General features: G+C 39.6%; 31 protein-coding genes. 17 read left to right on the top strand and 14 right to left on the bottom strand.

Going from position 1 to position 22,809, the window contains the following annotated elements; all coding sequences use genetic code 11:
* The first annotated feature begins 5 nt into the window (after nucleotides 1–5).
* Nucleotides 6–269, top strand: a complete 264-nt coding sequence (locus tag ACE1TH_RS11615; RefSeq protein ID WP_375079051.1) for a hypothetical protein — start codon at nucleotides 6–8, stop codon at nucleotides 267–269.
* A 39-nt stretch (nucleotides 270–308) separates the two neighbouring features.
* On the opposite strand, the gene ACE1TH_RS11620 is transcribed toward ACE1TH_RS11615, so the two are convergent.
* A complete protein-coding gene (locus tag ACE1TH_RS11620) occupies nucleotides 309–1,172 on the bottom strand; it encodes a LysR family transcriptional regulator (protein ID WP_375079052.1) in 864 nt (287 codons plus the stop codon).
* 119 nt (nucleotides 1,173–1,291) lie between these two features.
* Here ACE1TH_RS11620 and ACE1TH_RS11625 point away from each other — a divergent pair, with 119 nt between their 5' ends.
* From ACE1TH_RS11625 to ACE1TH_RS11635, 3 genes are all read left to right on the top strand, one after another.
* Nucleotides 1,292–2,569 carry an aminotransferase class V-fold PLP-dependent enzyme gene (locus tag ACE1TH_RS11625; protein WP_375079053.1) on the top strand — a complete coding sequence of 426 codons (1,278 nt, stop codon included), beginning with the start codon at nucleotides 1,292–1,294 and terminating at the stop codon, nucleotides 2,567–2,569.
* Between the two features lie 81 nt (nucleotides 2,570–2,650).
* Nucleotides 2,651–3,901 (top strand): dicarboxylate/amino acid:cation symporter, encoded by a 1,251-nt coding sequence (locus ACE1TH_RS11630; protein WP_375079054.1) that lies wholly within the window; start codon nucleotides 2,651–2,653, stop codon nucleotides 3,899–3,901.
* Nucleotides 3,902–4,056: 155 nt separating this feature from the next.
* Complete coding sequence (locus ACE1TH_RS11635) at nucleotides 4,057–4,272, top strand: hypothetical protein (RefSeq protein ID WP_375079055.1); 216 nt, start codon at nucleotides 4,057–4,059, stop codon at nucleotides 4,270–4,272.
* A gap of 310 nt (nucleotides 4,273–4,582) precedes the next feature.
* Here ACE1TH_RS11635 and ACE1TH_RS11640 read toward each other — a convergent pair whose 3' ends face one another.
* From ACE1TH_RS11640 to ACE1TH_RS11650, 3 genes are all read right to left on the bottom strand, one after another.
* The gene (locus ACE1TH_RS11640) at nucleotides 4,583–4,990 is read right to left on the bottom strand and encodes a VOC family protein (protein WP_375079056.1); all 408 of its coding nucleotides are present in this window, start codon (nucleotides 4,988–4,990) and stop codon (nucleotides 4,583–4,585) included.
* A gap of 106 nt (nucleotides 4,991–5,096) precedes the next feature.
* Nucleotides 5,097–5,300 carry a type II toxin-antitoxin system RelE/ParE family toxin gene (locus ACE1TH_RS11645; RefSeq protein WP_375079057.1) on the bottom strand — a complete coding sequence of 68 codons (204 nt, stop codon included), beginning with the start codon at nucleotides 5,298–5,300 and terminating at the stop codon, nucleotides 5,097–5,099.
* A gap of 219 nt (nucleotides 5,301–5,519) precedes the next feature.
* The gene (locus ACE1TH_RS11650) at nucleotides 5,520–6,518 is read right to left on the bottom strand and encodes a hypothetical protein (protein ID WP_375079058.1); all 999 of its coding nucleotides are present in this window, start codon (nucleotides 6,516–6,518) and stop codon (nucleotides 5,520–5,522) included.
* 176 nt (nucleotides 6,519–6,694) lie between these two features.
* Between ACE1TH_RS11650 and ACE1TH_RS11655 the strand changes: the two genes are divergently transcribed.
* The 5 genes from ACE1TH_RS11655 (at nucleotide 6,695) to arsC (ending at nucleotide 9,590) form a co-directional block, all read left to right on the top strand.
* Nucleotides 6,695–7,012 (top strand): ArsR/SmtB family transcription factor, encoded by a 318-nt coding sequence (locus tag ACE1TH_RS11655; protein WP_375079059.1) that lies wholly within the window; start codon nucleotides 6,695–6,697, stop codon nucleotides 7,010–7,012.
* A 53-nt stretch (nucleotides 7,013–7,065) separates the two neighbouring features.
* Entirely contained in the window at nucleotides 7,066–7,434 is a 369-nt protein-coding gene (locus ACE1TH_RS11660; protein ID WP_375079060.1) for an ArsI/CadI family heavy metal resistance metalloenzyme, read from the top strand.
* Between the two features lie 74 nt (nucleotides 7,435–7,508).
* Nucleotides 7,509–7,850, top strand: coding sequence for an ArsR/SmtB family transcription factor (locus tag ACE1TH_RS11665; protein ID WP_375079061.1), 342 nt, complete (start codon nucleotides 7,509–7,511; stop codon nucleotides 7,848–7,850).
* A 12-nt stretch (nucleotides 7,851–7,862) separates the two neighbouring features.
* Nucleotides 7,863–9,161 (top strand): arsenic transporter, encoded by a 1,299-nt coding sequence (locus tag ACE1TH_RS11670; protein ID WP_375079062.1) that lies wholly within the window; start codon nucleotides 7,863–7,865, stop codon nucleotides 9,159–9,161.
* 12 nt (nucleotides 9,162–9,173) lie between these two features.
* On the top strand, nucleotides 9,174–9,590 hold the full coding sequence (arsC, locus tag ACE1TH_RS11675; RefSeq protein WP_375079063.1) for an arsenate reductase (thioredoxin): 417 nt from the start codon (nucleotides 9,174–9,176) through the stop codon (nucleotides 9,588–9,590).
* A gap of 78 nt (nucleotides 9,591–9,668) precedes the next feature.
* Here arsC and ACE1TH_RS11680 read toward each other — a convergent pair whose 3' ends face one another.
* The 3 genes from ACE1TH_RS11680 to ACE1TH_RS11690 are packed head-to-tail and all read right to left on the bottom strand — an operon-like array spanning nucleotide 9,669 to nucleotide 12,307.
* Entirely contained in the window at nucleotides 9,669–10,487 is an 819-nt protein-coding gene (locus ACE1TH_RS11680) for a purine-nucleoside phosphorylase (RefSeq protein WP_099302731.1), read from the bottom strand.
* Between the two features lie 11 nt (nucleotides 10,488–10,498).
* Nucleotides 10,499–11,047: a TetR/AcrR family transcriptional regulator gene (locus ACE1TH_RS11685; RefSeq protein WP_375079064.1), complete on the bottom strand. Its 549-nt coding sequence runs from the start codon at nucleotides 11,045–11,047 to the stop codon at nucleotides 10,499–10,501.
* A gap of 36 nt (nucleotides 11,048–11,083) precedes the next feature.
* Nucleotides 11,084–12,307 carry a NupC/NupG family nucleoside CNT transporter gene (locus tag ACE1TH_RS11690; protein WP_375079065.1) on the bottom strand — a complete coding sequence of 408 codons (1,224 nt, stop codon included), beginning with the start codon at nucleotides 12,305–12,307 and terminating at the stop codon, nucleotides 11,084–11,086.
* A gap of 318 nt (nucleotides 12,308–12,625) precedes the next feature.
* Between ACE1TH_RS11690 and ACE1TH_RS11695 the strand changes: the two genes are divergently transcribed.
* The 6 genes from ACE1TH_RS11695 to ACE1TH_RS11720 all read left to right on the top strand — a co-directional run bounded on the left by ACE1TH_RS11695 (nucleotide 12,626) and on the right by ACE1TH_RS11720 (nucleotide 15,932).
* A complete protein-coding gene (locus ACE1TH_RS11695; protein WP_375079066.1) occupies nucleotides 12,626–13,114 on the top strand; it encodes a hypothetical protein in 489 nt (162 codons plus the stop codon).
* 17 nt (nucleotides 13,115–13,131) lie between these two features.
* Nucleotides 13,132–13,347 (top strand): hypothetical protein, encoded by a 216-nt coding sequence (locus ACE1TH_RS11700; protein WP_141556791.1) that lies wholly within the window; start codon nucleotides 13,132–13,134, stop codon nucleotides 13,345–13,347.
* A 53-nt stretch (nucleotides 13,348–13,400) separates the two neighbouring features.
* Complete coding sequence (locus tag ACE1TH_RS11705; protein ID WP_375079067.1) at nucleotides 13,401–14,408, top strand: LytTR family transcriptional regulator DNA-binding domain-containing protein; 1,008 nt, start codon at nucleotides 13,401–13,403, stop codon at nucleotides 14,406–14,408.
* A complete protein-coding gene (locus ACE1TH_RS11710; RefSeq protein ID WP_375079068.1) occupies nucleotides 14,405–15,091 on the top strand; it encodes an ABC transporter permease in 687 nt (228 codons plus the stop codon). The genes ACE1TH_RS11705 and ACE1TH_RS11710 overlap by 4 nt, the downstream gene beginning before the upstream one ends.
* 171 nt (nucleotides 15,092–15,262) lie before the next feature.
* The gene (locus tag ACE1TH_RS11715; RefSeq protein WP_375079069.1) at nucleotides 15,263–15,616 is read left to right on the top strand and encodes a DMT family transporter; all 354 of its coding nucleotides are present in this window, start codon (nucleotides 15,263–15,265) and stop codon (nucleotides 15,614–15,616) included.
* Between the two features lies 1 nt (nucleotide 15,617).
* Nucleotides 15,618–15,932, top strand: coding sequence for a DMT family transporter (locus ACE1TH_RS11720; protein ID WP_375079070.1), 315 nt, complete (start codon nucleotides 15,618–15,620; stop codon nucleotides 15,930–15,932).
* Between the two features lie 465 nt (nucleotides 15,933–16,397).
* On the opposite strand, the gene ACE1TH_RS11725 is transcribed toward ACE1TH_RS11720, so the two are convergent.
* From ACE1TH_RS11725 to ACE1TH_RS11755, 7 genes are all read right to left on the bottom strand, one after another.
* Nucleotides 16,398–16,598, bottom strand: a complete 201-nt coding sequence (locus tag ACE1TH_RS11725; protein ID WP_375079071.1) for a GNAT family N-acetyltransferase — start codon at nucleotides 16,596–16,598, stop codon at nucleotides 16,398–16,400.
* 80 nt (nucleotides 16,599–16,678) lie between these two features.
* A complete protein-coding gene (locus tag ACE1TH_RS11730) occupies nucleotides 16,679–17,953 on the bottom strand; it encodes a histidine--tRNA ligase (RefSeq protein ID WP_375079072.1) in 1,275 nt (424 codons plus the stop codon).
* 245 nt (nucleotides 17,954–18,198) lie between these two features.
* Complete coding sequence (locus tag ACE1TH_RS11735) at nucleotides 18,199–18,408, bottom strand: hypothetical protein (protein WP_375079073.1); 210 nt, start codon at nucleotides 18,406–18,408, stop codon at nucleotides 18,199–18,201.
* Nucleotides 18,409–18,685: 277 nt separating this feature from the next.
* Entirely contained in the window at nucleotides 18,686–19,582 is an 897-nt protein-coding gene (locus ACE1TH_RS11740; RefSeq protein ID WP_255224577.1) for a fructose bisphosphate aldolase, read from the bottom strand.
* Between the two features lie 101 nt (nucleotides 19,583–19,683).
* Entirely contained in the window at nucleotides 19,684–20,412 is a 729-nt protein-coding gene (locus tag ACE1TH_RS11745) for a hypothetical protein (protein ID WP_375079074.1), read from the bottom strand.
* Nucleotides 20,409–20,579, bottom strand: coding sequence for a hypothetical protein (locus ACE1TH_RS11750; protein ID WP_375079075.1), 171 nt, complete (start codon nucleotides 20,577–20,579; stop codon nucleotides 20,409–20,411). Before ACE1TH_RS11750 ends, ACE1TH_RS11745 begins: the two co-directional genes overlap by 4 nt.
* 115 nt (nucleotides 20,580–20,694) lie before the next feature.
* Entirely contained in the window at nucleotides 20,695–20,988 is a 294-nt protein-coding gene (locus tag ACE1TH_RS11755; protein WP_375079076.1) for a hypothetical protein, read from the bottom strand.
* A 451-nt stretch (nucleotides 20,989–21,439) separates the two neighbouring features.
* Between ACE1TH_RS11755 and ACE1TH_RS11760 the strand changes: the two genes are divergently transcribed.
* Both ACE1TH_RS11760 and ACE1TH_RS11765 read left to right on the top strand, forming a co-directional pair.
* Complete coding sequence (locus tag ACE1TH_RS11760; RefSeq protein WP_375079077.1) at nucleotides 21,440–22,519, top strand: response regulator aspartate phosphatase; 1,080 nt, start codon at nucleotides 21,440–21,442, stop codon at nucleotides 22,517–22,519.
* Complete coding sequence (locus tag ACE1TH_RS11765) at nucleotides 22,516–22,731, top strand: hypothetical protein (protein WP_375079078.1); 216 nt, start codon at nucleotides 22,516–22,518, stop codon at nucleotides 22,729–22,731. Before ACE1TH_RS11760 ends, ACE1TH_RS11765 begins: the two co-directional genes overlap by 4 nt.
* The last annotated feature ends 78 nt before the right edge of the window (nucleotides 22,732–22,809 follow it).

The raw sequence follows: 22,809 nt of genomic DNA on the forward strand, positions 1-22,809 counted from the left end.
TTTGTATGTTTGAACCGATTGAGTATAACAGTATAAACATCCTCTTTTCTTTAATACCGCTCTTTGCGCTTATCGGCATTGGTCTCCTCCTGATTGTCCTGTATCGAAAAAACGTATCAAGACATACCAGCGAGGCACAAGTAATCAAACAACTACAACAAGATCAACACGTCACTCAAAAGCGATTAGAAGATATGGAAACTACGCAAAAGCAACTGCTAGACGAACTCCAGCAACTACGCGAAGAAAAAGGTCGCTCTGACGAATGAGTGGCTTTTTTTAATGATCTTTATCGGTAATTTCACCTTCTAGTTGCCTTCCTTCACCTGTTTAAATAATTGTATAAATTTAGCATGCTGGCTTGATCGAGATAACATATAACAAGTTCGCGGTGGTGGTGGGTCCGTTAAACGATATACATGCAGTTGAATGTCTTTCGCCAATGCTTTAACAATAGAAAGAGGAACAATCGCCCAATAATTACCGTGCAGTAGTTGCTTTAAATGATGAGCGGTATCGAGCTGGATACCACTTGTTGCATTCGTTTGCCACCACTGATTATGCCATTCTTGATAATCAGGGCTCCAATTAATATAAAGTTCCTTTTCCGGGTTTAATTGTTGATTGTCAATCATTGATTCTTTCGTGTAGAGCTTCTCATCCACTCGCATAATGACAAACATCTCTTCAGAAAATAAAGGCTCAATGTCGAATGAATAGGTTGCTCGTTGCTGCAAAACAAACCCAATATCAATTTTACGTTGCTCCATCAATGCATAAAGTTCATGAGACTGATGAGTCTGAATTCTCAATCTTGTTTGCGGCCATTTTCTCATGATCGTTTCAAAAATTGGATAGAGAATAAATGAACTTACACTGTCAACGGAGCCAATACGTAACTCTTGTCTGTTAGATACATATTTAAGATCTTCTGTCTCTTGCACAAGCTTTTCCCATTCATCTGCAATACGCAAAAATTTATGCCCTGCTTCTGTTAAGCGAATGGTCGCCTTTCCTTTTCCCCTTGTTATTAGCTTTGTGTCGAGCTTCTTCTCCAAGTTTGCAAGTCGTTGACTTAAAGAAGATTGAGAGACATATAGCGTAGTCGCCGCATTCGTAATCGTTCCACATCGCACAATTGCTAGAAAAGCGTTCACTTCCTCTTTATTCATAAAGTCCCCCTACTAATATCGTAAAAACTTATAATAAATGCTGTAAAATTGTATTTTACTCTATTTTTTCAGTCGTGATAAGATCATCTCAAACTAAATCTTGAAAAAGGGTGTTTAATTTGTCGGACAGTCTACTATTTAACAAGCCACTGGATTCCTTTATGCAAGAGCAATTCTACTATTTGGATGAAGATATCACTGGAAACAAACGTCTTTTTTTTGAAAACTCAGGCGGATCACTCCGTTTAAAAAATGTTGTACAAGCAGATGCCCGCATTGCCTCTTATCCTGATTGTCCCGAACGCCTTCATGATATGGCTTTAGAAATTCGCAAAATTATTGAGAATGGGTTAAACGATGTGCGCATCATGCTTAATGCTACATCTGGTAGTATCTTACCCATTGACACCGCTTCACGAGCGATGTTTGAAATGATTGGGTCATTTAGTCAGGCAACAGCTGGCGGAAATATTGTTACTACCGCATTAGAACATCCATCCGCATACGATGCGTGTGTCCATTACGCAGACTTGCATAAAAAAGAATTACGTGTTGCCGAAGCCGATCCACTTACAGGAACGGTTTTAACAAAATCAATAATCGAGCTTATCGATAAAGACACAAACCTATTAGCTTTTGTCGCCACATCAAATATCACAGGTGCCATTCTGGACATTCCTGAAATAGTTAAACAAGCACGAGCCATTAACCCAGAAATGTATATTGTCATTGATGCCGTTCAATATGCCCCTCATGGTGTCGTTGATTTGGAAAAATGGGATGTAGATGGGTTAAACATTGCCCCTTATAAAATGTTTGGCAACCGCGGAATGGCATTTGCGTATATCTCTGAACGTGCAGCAAGTATTACTCACCTAAAACTCGCAGCTGCTCCCGCTGATAAATGGGGTCTCGGTTCGCCAGCACCTGCACATTATGCTGGTTTTAGTGAGATTGTTAACTATATTTGTACACTCGGTTCTTACGTCAGTGAATCAACGGACAGACGTGAACAATACGTAAACGGGATGACACTCATTGAAGATCGCGAGCGTGCGCTTCATACATTTTTATTACATGGTGATCAAGACACACCTGGCTTGCTCCAATTAGATGGACTCACTGTCCACTTTAAAGATCAACCTTTAGAGCGAAAAGATTTTATTGTAGGGTTATCTTTCGATGATCTTTCTTGGTCAAAAGCAGTCGAGCTTTATACAAAAAAAGGCGTTCTCGTATATGAGCGACTCGCCACAAGCTATTATTCAAAACGGATACTAGAATCTGTTCAATTAGAAGGGCTCATACGTGTCTCTCCCTTACATTGCCATACATTAGACGATATGAGGACATTTATTCACATTACACAATCGTTGTTACGTGTGAATGGACGTTAAACAATTTTAACGAAACGTCTCGTCTTTCATTAATAATGTAAGCGGTATACATATCATTGATTCTATTGGAGGCGGATACAAATGAAATGGTGGTTTAACCGACCTTTATATACGCAAATTGCCATTGGAGCAGTTCTTGGTATTACAGTTGGTTTGATTCTTGGAGAACAAGCATCACGGATCGCATTCGTTGGGGAAATTTTTTTATCATTACTTAAAATGCTCGTCGTTCCACTCGTTGTTACCTCCCTATTATCAGGAATAACGAAAATGAAGGATGCGAGATCTCTTGGTCAAATAGGGGCTCGGTTTATGGGCTACTTAGTCCTAACGAGTATTCTTGCTACCAGTGTAGGAATTATCGTTGCATTATTAATGAAGCCTGGGTCTGAATCCGTTGGTATGTTTTCGAATGGCGAAGAAATTGAACCTACTACCTTTCAACTCACTGAACAATTTCTGTCTTGGATTCCGTCAAACGTATTCGCTTCTCTAAGTGAAATGAATTTACTACAAATTATCGTATTTACCTTGTTTATTGGCATTGTCTTGATTACGCTTGGGGAATCAAAAGTCCCTACGATTTACACGTTTATTAATGAAAGTGCTGACGTCATGTTGAAATTAACCGAATTTGTTATTAAGTTTGCACCTTATGGTATTTTCGCTTTACTTGCGAATTTAGTAGGCACATTTGGCAATGACTTAATCGGAACCGTTACAACGTTCATCCTTTCCGTATATATCGGACTATTAATCGTCTTATTGATTGTTTATCCGCTTATCATTCGATTAATAGGTAAGCAGAGCCCGATTCAATTTTATAAAAACGTTTCACCAACGATGTTGTTTGCTTTTACAACATCAACAAGTAGTGCAACTATACCTGTTTCCCTACAAGTTTCAAAAACACGCTTAGGGATTCCGGAGAAAATTTATTCATTCACCGTTCCTTTTGGCGCAACTGTAAACATGGACGGATTTTCAGTAGCGATCGGGGTTATCTCCGTATTCGCAGCTTACGTTTACGACATTCCCATTACGTTTACACTCATCCTTCAATTTGTTTTAATGGGCATTCTTTTGTCCATCGGAGCGGCAGGGGTTCGAGGAGCGGGAATTGTCATGACGACCGTCTTATTTGAGACGCTCGGTATGCCTCTTTATCTAATTCCAGTACTAGCTGCAGTTTGGCCTATTATTGATGCTGGATTAACAACAACGAATATGACAAGTGACCTCGTTGGATCCACCGCCATGGCGAAAATGGACCATACACTTGATGAACAACAATTTAAGCAAGCCAATGAATCATTTCGAAAAGAAGCGTAACCCAAAAAAGAGAAGAGTGGCACCTTAAGCCTTTCTTCTTTTTCAAATAACGATTGTAACTCTCTAAATTAACCAATTTTTTAAAATATTGGTTTCACTTCTCCGAATTACGGATATGGATAAACACGTTTTACATTAACGGAAGAAGCTTAGCTATGAAGCCGAACAATCTCAAGCTTTTAAAAAATGTTCTAATCGCTTCAGCACTCTTACTTTTCATTGTTTCTCTGACCATGACGATTATGAGTTTTCGTAATGGCCATCATTCCATCATGCTACCAAACATTCTTACGTTAATCGGCTTAGTAATCGTATTTATCACAATTGGAATGAGACGCAAATTAAAGCAAAGAATGAAAAAAGCGGATTGAGGAGAGGGGATCATCCATGACCAAAACCTATACACGAAGAGAAAATCAATTTTTCATGGTGGAAGGATGGCTATGGATTTTCATTTTTCTCTTATCTATCAGTTATAGCTTGCTTCGCATATTCCAAGTTCAACCGTGGTTAAATATCCTCTTTTATAGCATCGCGACACTCGTTGTAAGTGTTTTAATCACGAAAGTAATAAAAATGAACGCATTCCGTCGTCCCAAAAGAGCACTCCTTTATGGAGTTTTAACCATTCTGACGCTTGTTTTTTTCTTTTTGCCTTGGCAATCATTCCTATTTTAATCGCTAGTCCTCTTTGAAAGAAGGACTTAATTCACTCCACACATCAAATAGATTTCCATCCAAATCATAGAAAACAAAATTTTTCCCAGCATGTCCTCTGCTTTCAATGTCGCCTACTTTCACCCCTTTTTGCCGATATTCGTTGTGGAGGGCTTCTAAAGCATGCAACCCATCAACTTCAAACGTCATCGAAAAGCGTTCTGCTCCATTACGATCATAGAAATTTGCAGTTTGATCTTCATGCGATTTCACTAAAAATACGCTTAGATTCGCTACATTTAAGATTGCTTTCTCTTCATCTTTATAGCTTAATTCTGCACAAAGATTCTTTATATACCAGTCCGCAGAAACGTCCACACATACTACCGGTAAATAGATTGTTCCAACTCGTACTAACCCTTGATGCTTCATCCTAACACCCCATTTCATGCGAGAAACTGCTCTACTGCTTTTATCCTTACGCTGTTAAATTTAACGAATGGATAGGATAACGACTACTTTATTTTCTTCATCTACTTTATAAATAATGGTGTAATGCTCGATAACGATCTCCAAATTTAAATCCCCTAGTTAGATTTTCTGTTAAGATGTTTATTTTCCCTTCTAATTCTTCGACTACACGTAATGCTGTTTCCGGTAAAGCATATTGTCCAATAATAAAATGAGCAATCTCACGCAATTTTTTCTCAGTCAGTTTTGTTAATTTTATTTCGTAGCCCAAGTATTATATCCTCCATAAACTTTTCAAATGATACCGTTTCTTTCCTCCTTAGCAATTCATTTTCACTTCGTAAAATATCAATTATGATATCTTTCTCATTATTTTTTTCAATCAACTCGTTATAGTCATCATGCTGCAAAATCACCCCATGAGCAGAACCTTGTTTAAATGTACATAATTTTGTATGAAAAATTAAAAAACGCTGCACACGGCAGCGCCCTATTCCTCAATGTTCTCTGGCACATCAAACATGCCTCGCTCTTCAATAAATAAGTCATACTCAAATCCATCATTCTCTAACGCTTCTTTTTTCTCTTCAGCTTCTTCTAACGAAAAGTAGTAGCCTTCTTCCACAAAAAGCGTACTGTCAGCTGAATGCACGAGTCGTACGTTTTCCGAACCATCTTCCATAAACGCCATCTCAGGCCCTTGGGTTTGCTCAATTGCCCCATCATCCGCAATAGATGCCGTTCTTAACGAAAATATTGGTACATACTCCCCTTCCCGATCAACCGCTCGAACATCGGTAACAATTTTAGCTGGTTCGTGTAGTTCATACACTTCAAACTCGGTGGAGTCTTGAATATACGCAGCTAATTCAACCGTTGTATCATCAAAGATTGGGGTAATAGCCATAGAAGAAAAATAAGCAGCGTTTTCTAAATTCGGCAAGTCCTCATTGCTCGGTTGAGCACGCAAGCCTTGTAATGAATAAACAAGGCGGGATGGATACGCTTCTTTAGTCACTTCAAAAGAACTCGGCACGCTTTTCGGCTCTCCTGTCTCCTCAGGTATCCATTCATGTAGATCTAAAACCAAACGCTCGAATTCCTCGTGAATGCCGTGCTCAATGTTTCCAATCATTGTGGCATCTTTCATTTCGCCACCAGTAAACATGCCACCTTGCATGTACTGATCTTGTTTGGTTACACCAGCCTCTCGCTCTTCCCCTTCTTCCGCTGGATCAAATTCAATTTCTACAGGTTCCTCTTCCGATTCAACGTCATCATCTGAACTCGGTTCTTGCTCTTCGTTTTCTTCATCGGTATCAGTCTCTTCATTTGTTTCACCGTTCGTACTGTTAGAATTCTCTGCTTCGGTCTCATTGCCTGTATTCTCAGCCTCACTACCATTCGCCGCTTCCTCACCGCTTCCACATGCCGCCAATAACGCAGCGCTAAACATAATCGCTGAACCAGTTTTCATAAACGCTTTCATCTTTACTCACTCCCTATAAATAACAGTAGATGTAAGAACTTCCTCTTTAGCTTCATCTACCCGAAAGTGAAATGTTTAATGCGATAAATTTAATAAATCAAAAAAAGTTGATTTATTTTTCTTGTTAATGTAAACTCTAATTAATCAAATTAATTTGATTTAAGGAGTATCTATCGATGGTAAAACAAATGAATACGAACCTATCTCTTGACCAATTAAGAACATACGAAACACAATTCAAAGTATTAGCAGACTCAAAAAGACTGGCGTTGTTAAACTTATTGAGCGTGAATGGTGAGATGTGTGTTTGCGATTTGACGGAAAAAATGGATATACCACAATCTAAGCTCTCCTATCACCTCAAAATTATGACGGACGCCAATTTTTTAAGTAAGGAAACAAGAGGAACCTGGAGCTATTATCAAATTAATCGCAAGCACGTGGATTCTATCCTGTCAGAACAACTTTGTTGTATGTTGAAACCGTCTAAATAACGGTTTTAATTTATCTACAATTAATCAAACTAATTTGATGAAGGAGATATTTTATGAATGTACATATTGGATTACATGTAAAAAATTTAGAAGAGAGCAAGGCTTTTTATGAACGCTTTTTTAGTACCCCTCCTGAAAAAGTAAAAGACGGATATGTGAAATTTTTAACTATAGAACCACAGCTTAATTTAACGCTCACACAAGTAGATGAAGTTTTCGGGAATACGATTAATCACTTAGGTGTTCAAGTTAACTCAAGAGAAGAAATTCTTTACCACAAAAGTAGACTTGAACAAGAAGGATTTTTCGCAAGAGAAGAATGGGATACGACGTGTTGTCATGCCGTTCAAGACAAATTCTGGGTAACTGATCCAGACGGCAATGAGTGGGAATATTTCTATACTAAACAGCATGTAGAATGATTTTCAGTTACAAATATAAGTATTGACTTATATTACAAATCACTTATATAATGCAGTTTGAAGAGGTGAGTCAGATGACCAATAAACTATTGAGCATAACTGAACTGACAACTTGTTTAAAAGTTGTCGGCGATCCAACTCGATTTCTCATCTTAAAATTGGTTGAGAAAAAAACGTACTGTGTATGTGAGTTTGTGGAGATGCTTCAAATGAGCCAACCTGCAGTAAGTCAGCATTTACGAAAATTAAAGGATTTAGCTATCCTAAAAGAAGAACGAAGAGGACAATGGCGATACTTTTCTTTAAATAAAGGGTCTATGTATTATTCGCTCATTCAAGAATTGCTTGATCAAAGTAACGATGAAGACAAACGCTACGCACAAGCGTTAGAAAGAGAAGGGCTTGCACGTTGCTGAGGAAAATAAAACATGACTGATGTGATACTTGCTTCCCTCATTTTTGTTGTGACGTTAGTGTTTGTGATTTGGCAACCTAGGAATTTAAATATCGGTTGGTCGGCTTGCGGGGGCGCCTTTCTTGCTTTGTTGCTTGGCGTAGTTAGTTTTTCTGATGTTTTAGAAGTGACCGATATTGTCTGGAATGCGACGCTCACATTTATCGCGGTTATTCTTATTTCTCTAATCTTAGATGAGATTGGCTTTTTTGAGTGGTCGGCACTACATATGGCTAGGGTAGCAAAAGGCAATGCAGTCCTCATGTTTATCTATGTATGTTTACTTGGCTCAGTCGTGGCCGCGTTTTTTGCCAATGATGGGGCGGCTCTTATTTTAACACCTATCGTGTTAGCGATGGTTCGTTCGCTGAATTTCAACGAAAAAATGGTCTTCCCGTTTATTATTGCGAGTGGCTTTATTGCGGATACGACTTCCCTCCCGCTTGTGGTGAGTAATTTGGTCAACATTGTCTCCGCAGATTTCTTTGGAATTGGCTTTATTGAATACGCGACGCGAATGATCGTGCCGAATCTATTCGCTTTACTTTCCAGTATCGTCGTGCTGCTTCTTTATTTCCGAAAAAGCATCCCAAAACGCTACGATTATTCCGAGTTAAAAGAACCAGCAGATGTAATTAAAGATCCAACCATGTTTCGCCTATCGTGGATTGTTTTAGGGCTTCTTCTCATTGGTTACATGGTGAGCGAATTCGTAGCTATACCTGTCTCCTTTGTGGCTGGCATCATCGCGCTCATTTTTCTATTTCTATCACGAAGTAGTTCGGCAGTTCATACGACTAGCGTGTTAAAAGGGGCACCTTGGAACATTGTGTTCTTTTCTATCGGGATGTATGTCGTTGTGTTTGGTCTTCGAAATGTTGGCTTAACAGATGTATTAGCAGACGCCATCTTTATTATTGCAGACCAAGGCCTGTTTGCGGCGACAATGGGAATGGGCTTTATCGCAGCGATCTTGTCGTCCATTATGAATAATATGCCTACCGTTCTGATTAACGCGATTGCGATCGCGGAATCTGGCACAGCCAGCTTAACGAAAGAAGCGCTCATCTATGCCAATGTGATCGGTGCTGATTTAGGACCAAAGATTACGCCGATCGGCTCTTTAGCAACCTTACTTTGGCTACATGTGTTAACAAAAAAAGGTGTCAAAATTTCTTGGGGAACATACTTCAAAACAGGAATCGTCATCACTCTACCTGTTTTGTTTCTAACATTACTTGGTCTTTACATCTGGTTATTAGTAATCTATTAAAGGAGACTATCTATGAAGAAAACCATCTATTTTTTATGTACCGGAAATTCTTGCCGTTCGCAAATGGCGGAAGGATGGGCGAAATTCCATTTAGGAAACGACTGGAATGTGTACAGCGCTGGAATTGAAGCCCACGGACTGAATCCGAATGCTGTAAAAGCAATGAAGGAAGCCGGCATCGATATTTCTACCCAAACGTCGGATATGATTGACGAAGAAATTTTAAATCATGCTGATCTCGTTGTGACACTTTGCGGTGACGCAGCTGACAAATGTCCGATGACACCGCCACATGTCAAACGTGAACATTGGGGATTTGATGATCCTGCAAAAGCAGAAGGATCTGACGAAGAAAAATGGGCATTTTTCCAGCGTGTCCGTGATGAAATCGGCACGCGCATCAAGCGTTTTGCTGACACATGTGAATAAACGAAGAAGGCACTCGGTGGCGAGTGCCTTTTTTGTTATGCATGATACTCGTTGATTATGAAGAGCCATTGCTTTCATTTACATGTTTGCTAGAATTCCTTTTACAAGTGACGTAAAAGCTTGGTTCGCTTTACCCGCAACGACAATCACGTCATCATGACTTAACGGCTCGTCCAAAATCCCACATGCCATGTTCGTCAAGCACGAGATCCCTAATACGTCCATTCCAGCATGAGTGGCGACCGTCGCTTCTGGAACAGTTGACATCCCAACGGCATCTCCACCTAACGTCCGAATCATGCGTATTTCAGCTGGCGTTTCATAAGCAGGTCCACACCACCAGCTATAAACGCCTTCGTTCACTTTTGTTCCTTGTTCCTCCGCTACCTCTTTCGCGATTCCACGTAAGCGCGCGCTGTACACTTCAGATAAATCTGGGAAACGCGGTCCAAGCTCTGGATAATTTTCCCCAATTAACGGATTCGCACCTACAAGATTAAGATGGTCATTAATGAGCATCAGTTCACCTGGATTAAAAGATGTGTTAACAGCTCCACATGCATTTGTAATGATTACGGTTTTGATTCCTAGTGCTTTCATGACCCGAACAGGAAACGTGACTTGATTTAGTGTATAACCTTCATAATAATGATAGCGTCCCTTCATTGCGGCAACGGTTTTTCCATTTAATTGTCCAATGACTAGCTTATTAGCATGTCCTATTGCTGCTGATTTTGAGAAATGAGGGATCTCCTCATAAGGAATTTCTACAGCAGCTTCTATGTCATCTGCTAAATTTCCAAGACCAGAACCTAGAATAATTCCTACCTCCGGTGCATGTGATGTTTTTTCCTTAATATAATGTGTCGCTTCATTAATTTGATCAATAATCGTCATTATTCTTCCTCCTAAAATGTAAGATACGTTGCCACTGTTCGTAGTGGCTCACTTGATTGCTTCGCAAAACTAATAGCAGCTGCACCTTGCATCATAGAATGAATAACAGATGCACGATGATTTGCAGTAGCTTGATTCATTCCACTTGCTACAAATTTTGTTGCTATGATGCGTTCCCAATCTTCAAATGCTTCTTTGCAAGCTGTTCGAATTGCATCACTGGTCGTCCCGTTTTCAAGCGTCAGGGCGATCATTGGTACACCGCGAAAATAGTGACCGTTATCAAATTGATCCGCACTATCTTTAATTAACTTTGAGACTGCAACGTTGGCATTCTCTTCGTTTTCTATTTGGTCCGCTATGTAATGGTGTACTTGCTCTTTTGTCCATTCAATTGCCGCCACCGCTAGTTCTTCTTTTCCCCCTGGGAAGTGATAATAAATGGAACCTTTCGGGCTACCGCTCACTTGAATAATTTCATTTAAGCCTGTACCGTGGTAGCCTTTTTGCTGCAATAGTTTTGCCATTGTTTCGATCATCTTTGCTTTTGTTTTAGACATGTCATTCAGTCCCTTACAGTTACGTGATTAACTAAATTATAAGATCATCATGATCACTGCGCCATTCAATAGATTCGCACACGTTGCAACAAACAATGCTTTACCAAACATTCCTTGAAACTCTTTTTTACGATCTGGGACCATCCTCGATAGCATCGCAATTAAACTGCCCGCCGCTCCAAAATTTGAAAAGCCGCTTAATGCAAATGTAAGAATCGCAACAGACTTATGAGAAAACGCTTCCAACGATGAGTAAAAACTGCTAAACGCAACAAACTCGTTAACGAGTAACTTCTGCGCAATTACGTTACCAGCTAACACAGCTTCTCCCCAAGGAATTCCGATAAGAAAAGCAATAGGAGCAAAGACGAATCCTAAAATTACTTCTAATGTTACACCTTCTAAACCGACAAAACCACCTAAGCCACCCACTACACCATCAAGCATGGCTATTAAACTTATAAATGCTATAAGCATTAATCCAACATTAATCGCATATTGAAGCCCTTCCCGAGAACTTTCATGAATGACATCAAGGAGATTGGTGTCCTTGTTCCGAGCGTCTACACTCGCGGCAATTTCTGCGAAGCTTTCCTGTCTCGGTTCTGTTTCAGGAATCATTAATTTTGCAAGCATAATACCAGTAGGTGCAGACATAACAGCAGCAGTAAGCAAATAATGGAGCGGGATACCTAATGTACTTAAACCAATCATTACTGCACCAGACACCGAAGATAAACAACCGACCATTAAAGAGAACACTTGAGAACGTGTCATCGTATGAAGATACGGCTTAATCGTAAGAGGTGTCTGGGTATTACCTAAGAAGATATTTGCCGCTGCTGCAACCGATTCTGTATAAGATGTACGCATGATCTTAGCAATTCCCCCACCTAATAGACGAACAATCCACTGCATCACGCCAATATGGTAGAGCAGACTAACGAAAACCGTTAAAAAAATGATCATCCCTAATACGGTGACTGCAAAGATGGCAAACTCTCCACCTTGAGCAAGTGGACCAAATACAAAACGTAACCCTTCGTTTCCATAGCCAATGACCGACGAAATCCCATCAGACACCACTAATAGTGCCTCCCGTCCAAATGACCAGCGAAGAACAGCAACGCCTAACAAAATCTGCAAAATAAATCCCATTGCTACAGTGTAGTAATTAATCTTAGATTTGTTCTCAGACATAAGAAAGACAATTCCTATGAGAACAAGACAACCCCCTAATCCCCACAAAATTTCGATCATGCTCATACCGCCCCTTTGAATTAATTAGACCAGTCTACATAATAATCATAAAACAACTGTGCCGAAAAAAACAATACTTATCAGAACATTTTCTCCTTAAATCTCACCTACAACTTCCTCTTAACCTCTCATTCACTCCACTCACCTGTCTCAATCTAATACAAATCCCTCTACATCAAGGGTTAGATGACTATGGTACCATTCACGCTCCTTAGGCTCTTCTCAACATAAATTCTCCTCCTTTCGGCTAAATTTGAATGCGCACTAGCCGAATTGACACTACGATAAGGGAGACAAAACAAACAGGAGTGAGTCTAAATGGAAACCATTCAAGACCTTTTACTAACATTAATAGAGGCAGATACATGGGTACAGTATGCCAGTGTATTTGTTATCTCTCTAATCCCTTTCTTTGAATCCTATGCAGCCATTCCACTTGGCATTATTTTCGGATTCCCAAGCATTCCCGTAGTCGTGATTGCCATCATTGGAAACTGGCTCTCTGTCATGGCTTTTATCTGGATCATTGCTAAATTTCGTAAACCTAGCAACAAGAAATCATCTAAACGCACAGCTCGTGCGCAAAACATTTTTAACAAATATGGCGTTGCCGGCCTTTCTTTTGCAGGTCCCATCATTTGCTACCACGTTTGTGCAGCTATTTCCATTGCTTCTGGTGCGAAAAAAGGCTACGTAAGCCTTTGGCAAGGGATTGCGATCACCTCATGGTCCATTGCATTAGGAGTGGCCTTTCATTATGGTGTAAACCTTTTAGAATACGTCCCAAACGTTAATCCATTTTCATAAGAAAGGATTGGTTTACCATGAGGTCACCGATAAAAATCTTCCTCTCCATCTTAATGATTGGGCTAGCAGGTTTCCCGTTTTTGGTGATTTATGACTCGTTATCCCATGTCGTCACGTTTCTGCCAGATTACGACGCCCCACACTGGTTTGTTCCAGCTGGCTTTATTAGCATCGTTGGGATTGTTATCCTTGCATTCGTATTAGGTAAAGGAAACAGAGATGAACGATTTTGATTTTCTGTTCCTAGCGTATACACTAAGGACAATACGACAAAGGAGTAGCGACGATGGCTTTTTCTTTTAATCAACTAACGAAAATTGAAGGAAACACGATTAAACTACCAGCTTTAACCCTTACAGCTAATAAAGGGGACATTCTCGCCGTTCAAAGCGAGAACGAATATATCCAGCGCATATTTGCCATGTTCAATGACCCCAAGCAACTAAATTCCGAGATGATCACGCTTCCTAATGGCGGATTACGCAGTGTCTACCTGTTTCAACGTGATGATGGACTCTACCAGCGATTAACCGTTAAACAAACGTTGACGTTCTGGTGTGGCTTGTATGAACAAACGCCAAATGTAGAAGACCTTTTAACGCTGTGTGACTTACACGCTTGCGCCTATAAAAAAATAAAACACCTTACCCCATCAGAGAGCTGTCGCTTAAGACTCGCTTCAGCTCTCATCCAACATGCTGACGTGTATTTATTTGAAGACCCTTCGCTTATGATTGATCTGCAGTCAAAGCAAGTTCTTCACACTTTGCTTTTACACCTAGCCAAGAACGGTGGCACGGTACTCGTGTTTACAACAACGTTAGAAGACGCGATTCGACTTGGTCAGAAAGTCTATCGCTACAACGAACGCGGTATACAAGAAGTCGAACAGGACAAAGACGAGATGGAAGAATCGTTTGAAGAAACCTCCTTAATGGTCAGCTCAAATAATCAAGTTCAATTGGATAAAGTAAGTGCGAAAGTGGAAGATAAAATTTTTCTGTTTAATCCAATGGAGATCGATTATATTGAAGCACGAGATGGTCAGACGTTCTTATTTGTCAATCACGAGGAATTTGCTTCATCAACTACGATAAAGGCATTAGAAGAACGGCTCCAACCATTAGGTTTTTTTCGTTGCCACCGCTCATACTTAGTTAACCTTCAACGGGTAAGAGAAATTATTGTGTGGAGTAAAAACAGCTACAGCCTCAGCCTGGATAACGCGTCCAAAAGCACAATTCCATTATCGAAGGGCAATTATAGTAAGTTGAAAGAGTTGATTCACCTATGACAAAACCAACATTCAAACAGTGGAAGGCACTCTTCTATAAAGATCTCATGGACCTTAGATGGAATGGCCAAGTTCAATTTAACTTCATCATTTGTCTCCTCATTACCATTGTCTTCTTGTGGTTTCCGAGAGATAGCTTGCCAATCTCCTTTGTTATTGGCTTTACATTCGCGATGGTAACGATGTTCACACAAGGCAATCTCGTTGTCGAAGAACGAGAACAAGGTACATTTAGACGCTTGAATCAAGTCGGGTTTTCCTTAAAACACATGGTTGTCGGTAAGATGTTCGTGACCCTTTTTGTCACATCTATCCTAGTTTTTCTCTTCCTACTCTTTTACCGGTTCGACCCGACTATCAGCTTCAACCTGATCATCTTGAGTTTCCCAGTCGTTCTAATCATGATTCTAGCTGGGACCTTCATCGGGTTGAATGCTAAAAATACAATCGACGTCAGCCTTTACGGGACTCCTCTTACACTGTTTTATTTATTTCTTGAAGGACTGTTGATGAGTCATCAACCAGGAAGAATGGAATGGCTTGGTTTCTTTCCGAATTACCATTTGTATTACGGCGTGACAAGTTCGAATGTAACGAGCCATTTACTCGTTCCTTACCTTTGGATGACCATCATTCTACTCTTATTCGTATGGTGGTTTAAGAAGAGACAGCAGCGAGTATAAGGAAATCGCTTTTTCACCTTCCTTCCATAAATGTTCACATGTAAGCGGTATGATTTAATTTTCACTCATTTCCTTATTGCCTAATGCGTGCCATTGTCATAAAATCAATCTCGTGCTTATTTACACGATATAGAGATTGACCGTCTCCGTACGGTTATGAGGAGAGATAAAATGGCTTGGTTTTACTTAGTCATGGGCGGAATATTAGAAGTTGGGTGGGCTTTAGGTCTGGATTACTCAGACGGTTTCTCAAGAATTGAGTTTGTCATCCCCACTATTGTGTTATTCGTTTTAAGCTTTTGGTGTTTCGCTAAAACGTTAAAGTCGCTTCCCGTATCAACAGCTTATGCGGTATTTACAGGGCTAGGCGCATTTGGAACAGCGTTAGTTGGAATGGCTTTTTTAGGGGATCCGGTTAGCTTTCCTAAAGTCATTATCGTCGTTCTGCTTATTTCGTGCATTATTGGACTAAAGTTAGTGAAAGACGAACCAGAGGACAACGCTCCAGCTGGAGGCGAGGTCTAACATGTACTGGACATTTTTGATCTTAGCCGGTTGCTTTGAAGTATGTGGCGTCATTAACCTTAAATTAACAGAAGGCTTTACAAAACTAAAACCAACGATCTTCTTCTTTCTTTTTATGGGGCTCAGCCTTTTATTTTTGTCCCTTTCCCTTGTGGAAGTCCCCATTAGCATTGGCTACGGCATTTGGACAGGGATTGGTGCAGCAGGAAGCGTGCTCATAGGCATGTTCATGTTTAATGAGCCGAAGAATGTAAAGAAATTAGCGCTCGTTGGCGGGATCATTGCCTGTATTATTAGCTTGAAGTTAATTTCGTAGGGAAAATTTCTAACCCTTTCATACACGATATTTATTTTGAGTTGACCAACTTACTTATCATGTATAAAATGAATAGTAAGAACACAAACTTAAAAGACCTGAACTCATGTTACAGCATGAATTCAGGCGTAAAACAGATAAGTCAACCCTAGGTCGGCGCATTTGTTTTAGAGCATATAGCCCTAAAAAATAGCCCTTTTCAGAGTTGTGAGCTCAAGGGCTATTTTCTGTTTCTTAAGCAAACAATCGCGATTACAAGTGTAATAATCGACAGCGTAAATGTAGAAGTTGCTACTGCTACCGTCATAACGAGATTGAATGCTTCATAGAGTGACAAAGGCTAACACCCCCTTTCGAAAAGGGTGTCGCCGCCCATTGAGCTGTACTGTTTTAACTTATAATCATTATAGCATACTCATTAATTCTCCCTCATTTCAAAATATTTACTTGTTAAGCTAGTATTCCCTACTCAAGCTCTCCAATCCCTTTTCCTTGAAATGAATTATCCACCACCACGTCATAAATCTCGCCCCAACGTACAAAATCCGTTAAGACTCTTGCAAACCCAATCAACCGATCTCCTGAATATGCCGTAACACGTAATGGCGTGTACGTAGTCAGATCCTCCCAATCTTGTAGATCCGTAGGCATTTTCCAATCAGCCACCCGTTGAAATAACAGCTTTATTTCTTGATATTAACGGACGATTTGTCGTTACTATAACTAATAATCCTAACTCCCTCCCTCTAATACGCAAACGCAACAACCCTTTCTTCGCCAGATTTCATATCTTTGATTTTGTACTGATTATCCCTTACCTCATCCTCTCCAATAAGAACCACATACCGATAGTTTTCTCTATTCGCTTTCGTAAGCGCCTTGCTCACTTTCTTGTTCCCTAGCTCAACCTCCACGTTATACCCTTTACTTCTCAAGTACTCCGCTACAAGGAAGGCTTCTTTTTCTTTGTTCAAGGGGACAACATAATAATGGTTTGCTGAATCGATCTGACGTCCCTGTCCTTTCATCGCCGTATAAATGACGTCCAGTCCAAACGAAATGCCGACTGTCGACACCTTTTCACCTGTACCAAGTAACCCTCCAATTGCTTGATCATACCGACCTCCACTTCCAATGCTTGAAGTAATGAACTGATCTGTTAAAAACAATTCATACACAGTGCTTGTATAAATATCAAGACCTCTTGCTAAAAATGGATTAAACACACATACCTGATCTAAACCAAAATCCGCAAGATAAGAGGCGAATGACGTTAGTTCCCGTAAACCTTGCTTGATGTCTTCGTTTTGTTCCGCAAACGATTCAACATAACCAAAGCTGTCATTCTCCTTTTCCTGTAAAAATCGCTCAATTGCCGCAATCGTCTCATCAGATAATCCTTGTTCACCTAGCTCCGCTAACACCGCTTGTACACCAATCTTTTTCAGCTTATCTAGCGTAAGCACAGCTCGATTCATCTTTTCAGCCTCTACGCCACAAACAGTCAGCATCCCCGTTAATAACATCCGATTGTTATACTGAACCTCCACCTTCAAATCAAGCCTTTTAAAGACTTCAAAAGCAATCAACATACATTCCGCCTCTGCAACTTGAGAATCAACTCCAGCAATATCCACATCACACTGCGTAAATTCACGGAAGCGCCCTGCTTTAATAGGACCATCCCGAAACACTTTTCCAATCTCATACCGCTTAAACGGCATCGGCAATGTTGGATTCAAGGCCATCACTTTCGCAAAAGGCATCGTTAAATCATACCGTAATGCCAAATCTCTTTTCCCCCTGTCCGTCAGTATGTACATTTCTTCAAGGATTTCCGCACCGCCACCATATTTTGAAGCCATCAGCTCGGTATAATTTAAAATCGGTGTTTCTAACGGCTTACAACCAAACTGGATAAACACATCTTCAAGGGTTCTCCTAATTTGGAGCCTCACCGCTTCTTCATTGGGCAAATAATCTTGTGTCCCTCTTACATTTTGATAGTCCATTTTCTTCATCCTTTTTTCCTCCTTTTTTGATAAACATAAAAAACCGCACTTGATTAAAGTGATCCACTTAATCAAATACGGTTATGAAAAATAGTCTTCCTATGTGCGATTTTTTTGAAATCGAATAGCAAGACTACTTTATATAATGATGAAATTGTGAGTTCGAGCGGGATTCATTTTGAATAACTTCCATAACACTCACCTCTAATTTTTTGTAATGTTACCACAATTATGAGTACCAATCAATATGCAAATCACGAACGCTTCATTTTATATCTATACCAGATTCCAATAATGGTAAGGATTAAACCGGTCACGCCAAAAAAAGCACTGATAGCAAGAAAGCCCATTCCTCCCCACGAGCTTTCATCCCCCGTAGGATAATAGATCAATACAAATAATAAAAGCCCCACACTCACAATCAAAGACACAAGCCCTGCTGACAATGGTGGGTTTTCTTTCATTCGATCACCTCCTAAAATAAGGAACTTCCTTATCCTTACCTAGGTGGGGGTCGTTTAAAACAAATGCTGAATTTTTAGAAGGAACGATTCATCTCTTCTCACAATGAGCAAGATACCCAAAGCAACACACAACTAATAAAACAGATGAATGACCAGTACTTGAATGATTTCATTGCAATCCTTTCATGAAACACAGTTCGTATATTCAGATTATACCAATTTCCCTCACTCAACCCCACACAAAAAATCCCCTCACATCACGTAAGGGGATTATTCTTTAACCATTTTTATTTACGGAAGCATCATAAATGTCATCCACAGCCGTTTGCAACGCGGAATTAAATTCTGACTCAGACTGTTCAACATTTAGATCTTGGCTAAGCGCTCTGGAGAAACTTGCGATTAACCCTGCGTTGGCTTTTAATTTCTCATTTGCATCGTCACGGGTATAACCACCTGAAAGAACAACCACTCGAACCACGCGCTCATGATCAACAAGCTCTTGATAAAGACCTGATTGGGTTGGAATGGTTAGCTTCAACATGACGCTCTCATCATCACGCAACAGATCTAAGTGAGTCTTAAGCTCTTGTTTCAACAGCTCTTCAATCTCCTCTTTATCCGCACTGTGAATGTCGACTTCTGGCTCAATAATCGGTACTAACCCAGCTGCAATGATTTTCTTACCAATCTCAAACTGTTGCTCGACAACTTGTTGAATGCCATCTTTGTTTGCTTCTTTAATGACGGAGCGCATTTTCGTCCCAAACACATTCCGCTCATTCGCACGTTTTAACGTATCATCAAGATCATCAATCGGCTTCATAAGTTGAACACCATTTTTTTCTTCAGCCAACCCTTTATCTACTTTTAAAAAGGGGACAATCCCTTTTTCGTTCGCTAAATAATCGGAGGTGTACGCCCCATCTATTTTGCGATCCATCGTCTGCTCAAACAGAATCGCGCCAATAATCTTATCCGAGTTAAAAGCTGGAGATTTAATAATACGGGTGCGCATCTCATGAACAAGATCAAACATTTCGTCCTCAGACGAATAGGCATCTTCCTTCACGCCATATTCAGCGAGGGCTTTCGGCGTACTACCGCCACTCTGGTCAAGTGCAGCGATAAAACCTTGTCCTGTTTTCATTTTTTCCAGTTGTTGTGCATTCATCTTGAAAAGCTCCCTTCTTTTTTTCCGTACATCTTTTTCTGCTATCACTTTATTTTTACCCCATAAAGGCTTGATTTACACATGGCAGTTCCAGAAGAGCGCTAGACCTCACCGTATTTTATGAGCTTATACCCTAACATTCCGAACCAAACCAAGAACAACATTCCAACCGTTTCTGTGAACAGATGGATGTTTTGGTGACCAAGCATTAAGAAGACCCACGATAGTAAGTAAGAAACAATAAGTAGTGTCCCTACCATATGACCGATCCGACGTAACGCTTTACTCTTTTTGGAGAATAAGGTGGAGGAAAGAATGACCCAAACCGCGATCAGTAAATTAGCCATAATGTACAGACTTGTTGAAAAGCCACCTTGCAACATCGTCCAATCAAACACATACATTGCAAACTGTCTGCCAAACTCATTTGTTGCCTCGTCGTTATACAAATGGATCGCGTATGATACGCTCACTGCTTGCAACATGAAGGATAGCGCGTATAAAAGAAATCCAGACAAGCCAGCAATAAGACCTGCGAGTTCAACAAATGAACGTTTATAAAACAAATGGTATAACCCAATCGGAAAAATCATTGTCAGCAACATGACGAGTGATTTACTTCCATGATCGAATGCTAAATACCCAACGAACGTTGCATGATAGTCTAAGCCTACCTCCATCATTGGTCGTTCCGCGTCAAATGAAGCTGGATATAAAATCGAAACAATGATGTTTATGATAAGCCACATCAAAATAAAGAATATATGTACGAATGCGATCCAACCGACAACTCTCATGATCTTTCTTTTAGCATCATTTACTTCACTCATGACTCCTTCCCTTCAACCACTTTCGTTCTTATTGCCAAAACAAGTGCCAAGACCGCCACACTCCCCTGCATCTTTAAAAGTATGACATTTACCTGATTCCATAGCATGCCGAACGATACAAGAAGAAAAGCGATCCCCATCATGAACAAGAACGTACTTGATCGCATACGATCCACCTCTTTCCATTTAATCATTTCTAAATTTTAACATAATTCTATTGTTTCAGTATGAGATGATTAGGAATGAAAATAGGATGATAGAATCGAGAACAAAACGGACCACTCAAACGGATGAGTGGTCTTTCCCCATAAATCCTTCAAATAGCAAATAAAATGCAGTAATAATGTGGAGGGTCATGCCCACGACCGGAATCCAGCCAAGGCTTGAAGTAACAATGCCTAACGTATGTCCAGTTGTCGATAAATTCGCTCGTCGCGATAAACGAAATCCTATAATATGTACAAGTAACATAACGAGAAGTGGGGTCCAATACAGCGACAGGATGACAGACCCTCCAACAAATGGAAACCCTAATGACGCTTCCACAATGCCCGTAATAATTTTGTAAATGCTCATATGATTGGTACATTCACTCCTTCTAAAAGGTCAAGATCTTCTAGCCAATATAAATAGGGATTACCCTTCGGCAACCCCTATCTAACTCTTTACTCCAATTAAAGATGGTAAAACTTATTTTTCTACTTGATCATTAGGTACACAGTTTATCTCCATTTCATAAAATGTGTCTTTCATCAGGCGCTTGAAATTACTTAGGGCGGTGGCAAAATAGGCGTGTGGGGAAATCATGTAAATCAGGCGTGAGGCTGGTTAGAAACATAGCAGAAGATTGTTTATTTTTTGCTTTACCTTTAGTGGTCCTAATTACGATTCTTGGTATTGCAGGAATTATTACGGCTAATATTTTAATTTAACTCGCGATGTTGGGAAACATGCCAAAAACCTTCCAAAAAATTGTCGAACCCTATATACTCAAATTACTTACAATTCTCTGGAAAAGAGGGGTTGAATGGCAAAATTAGCACCAGAACAAGTTGGAGAAGCAATTGTAGAGTGGCATAGTTGCATCATTGCAAAAGATGTCGAGCAGTCCAAAAGATCAGCAGCACATACAAAAGCAATCATTGATCGGATGGAGCCAGACGATAAAATGCTTGCGTACTTTCAATTGGTTTCCCTAAGACACGATTTGTTATTAAGCCGATTAAATAAAGACTTTCCTGACACAATAGAACTAAATGAATATGAATTGATTACAGAAGATTACCTTCATTTCATGTATTATTACGTTTCAGGTCAAGTTGAGTTCTCAAAAGCGAGATTTAAATCTGCAATAAGAACATTTAAAGTAGCTGAACGATTAATTGAAAAGGTAAATGACCCTGCTGAAAGAGCAGAGTTTTATCAAAAATTAGGCGCAAGCTATTATAGAATTGATCAATACACTTTTGCATCTTCCTATATGGAACAAGCATTGGAATATTTCGAGAAAAATTCCATCTATAAAGAAAACGAGATTATATGTAAGATGGTTATTGCGGCAATAGATACTGAATTATCACGTTTTGAATCAGCTGAACAAACGCTTATCGAAATTCTCGAATTATCAAAACCATATCCATTTAGACGCGGAATAATTCTATACAATATTGGGTTAAATCGACTAACACAGTTAAAGCATAGTGAAGCATTGACATACTTTGAAAAAGCATTATCAATACCTGACCATGCAAATGCAATAAATGGTGTTAAATCAAAGTATTATATACTTAATACACAAATGCAGTTAGGCATTTACCAATCAGGATTAGATGAATTACAAGATGAGATTGAAGCACTAGGACTCGATGAATTTACAGCTAGATGTAACATCTCAAAGGGGCTTTATTTAGAAGACAATATAAATTTTGTTGAATCTGGTCTTAAGTTACTTGAAGATAAAGAACTTTATTTCGAGTGTTCTGAAATTTGCGAAGAAATATCTCGCCACTTCGAATTAAAAGGAGATTTGATAGTTGCATTGAACTATTCAAAGTTAGCAATTAATTTCAAGAAACACCAAACTACATTAGGAGTTGATCAAGCTTGAAGAAACGAATTTTAATTTATCCTTTGATTATTGCATCAGCAGTAGTTTTAACGTCTATGTCAGTTGACGGAAATGTATCTCCTTTTGACAAACATGAAATTGAACGTACAGCTGGCAAACACGAAATTGAACGTCATCAAATTCAACTTAATGGTAAACATGAAATTGAGCAAGCGAGTGAAGGTTTTGAAGATATTAACGAGGTTTATTAAACAACACAATCTAAAAATGCAAAAATTGTATACAGTTAACGAATTTGTCTAACTATAATGCTTTGAGATCCGTCAAAA

It is taken from the genome of Shouchella sp. JSM 1781072 (assembly GCF_041949915.1).
Lineage (GTDB): Bacteria > Bacillota > Bacilli > Bacillales > Bacillaceae_D > Shouchella.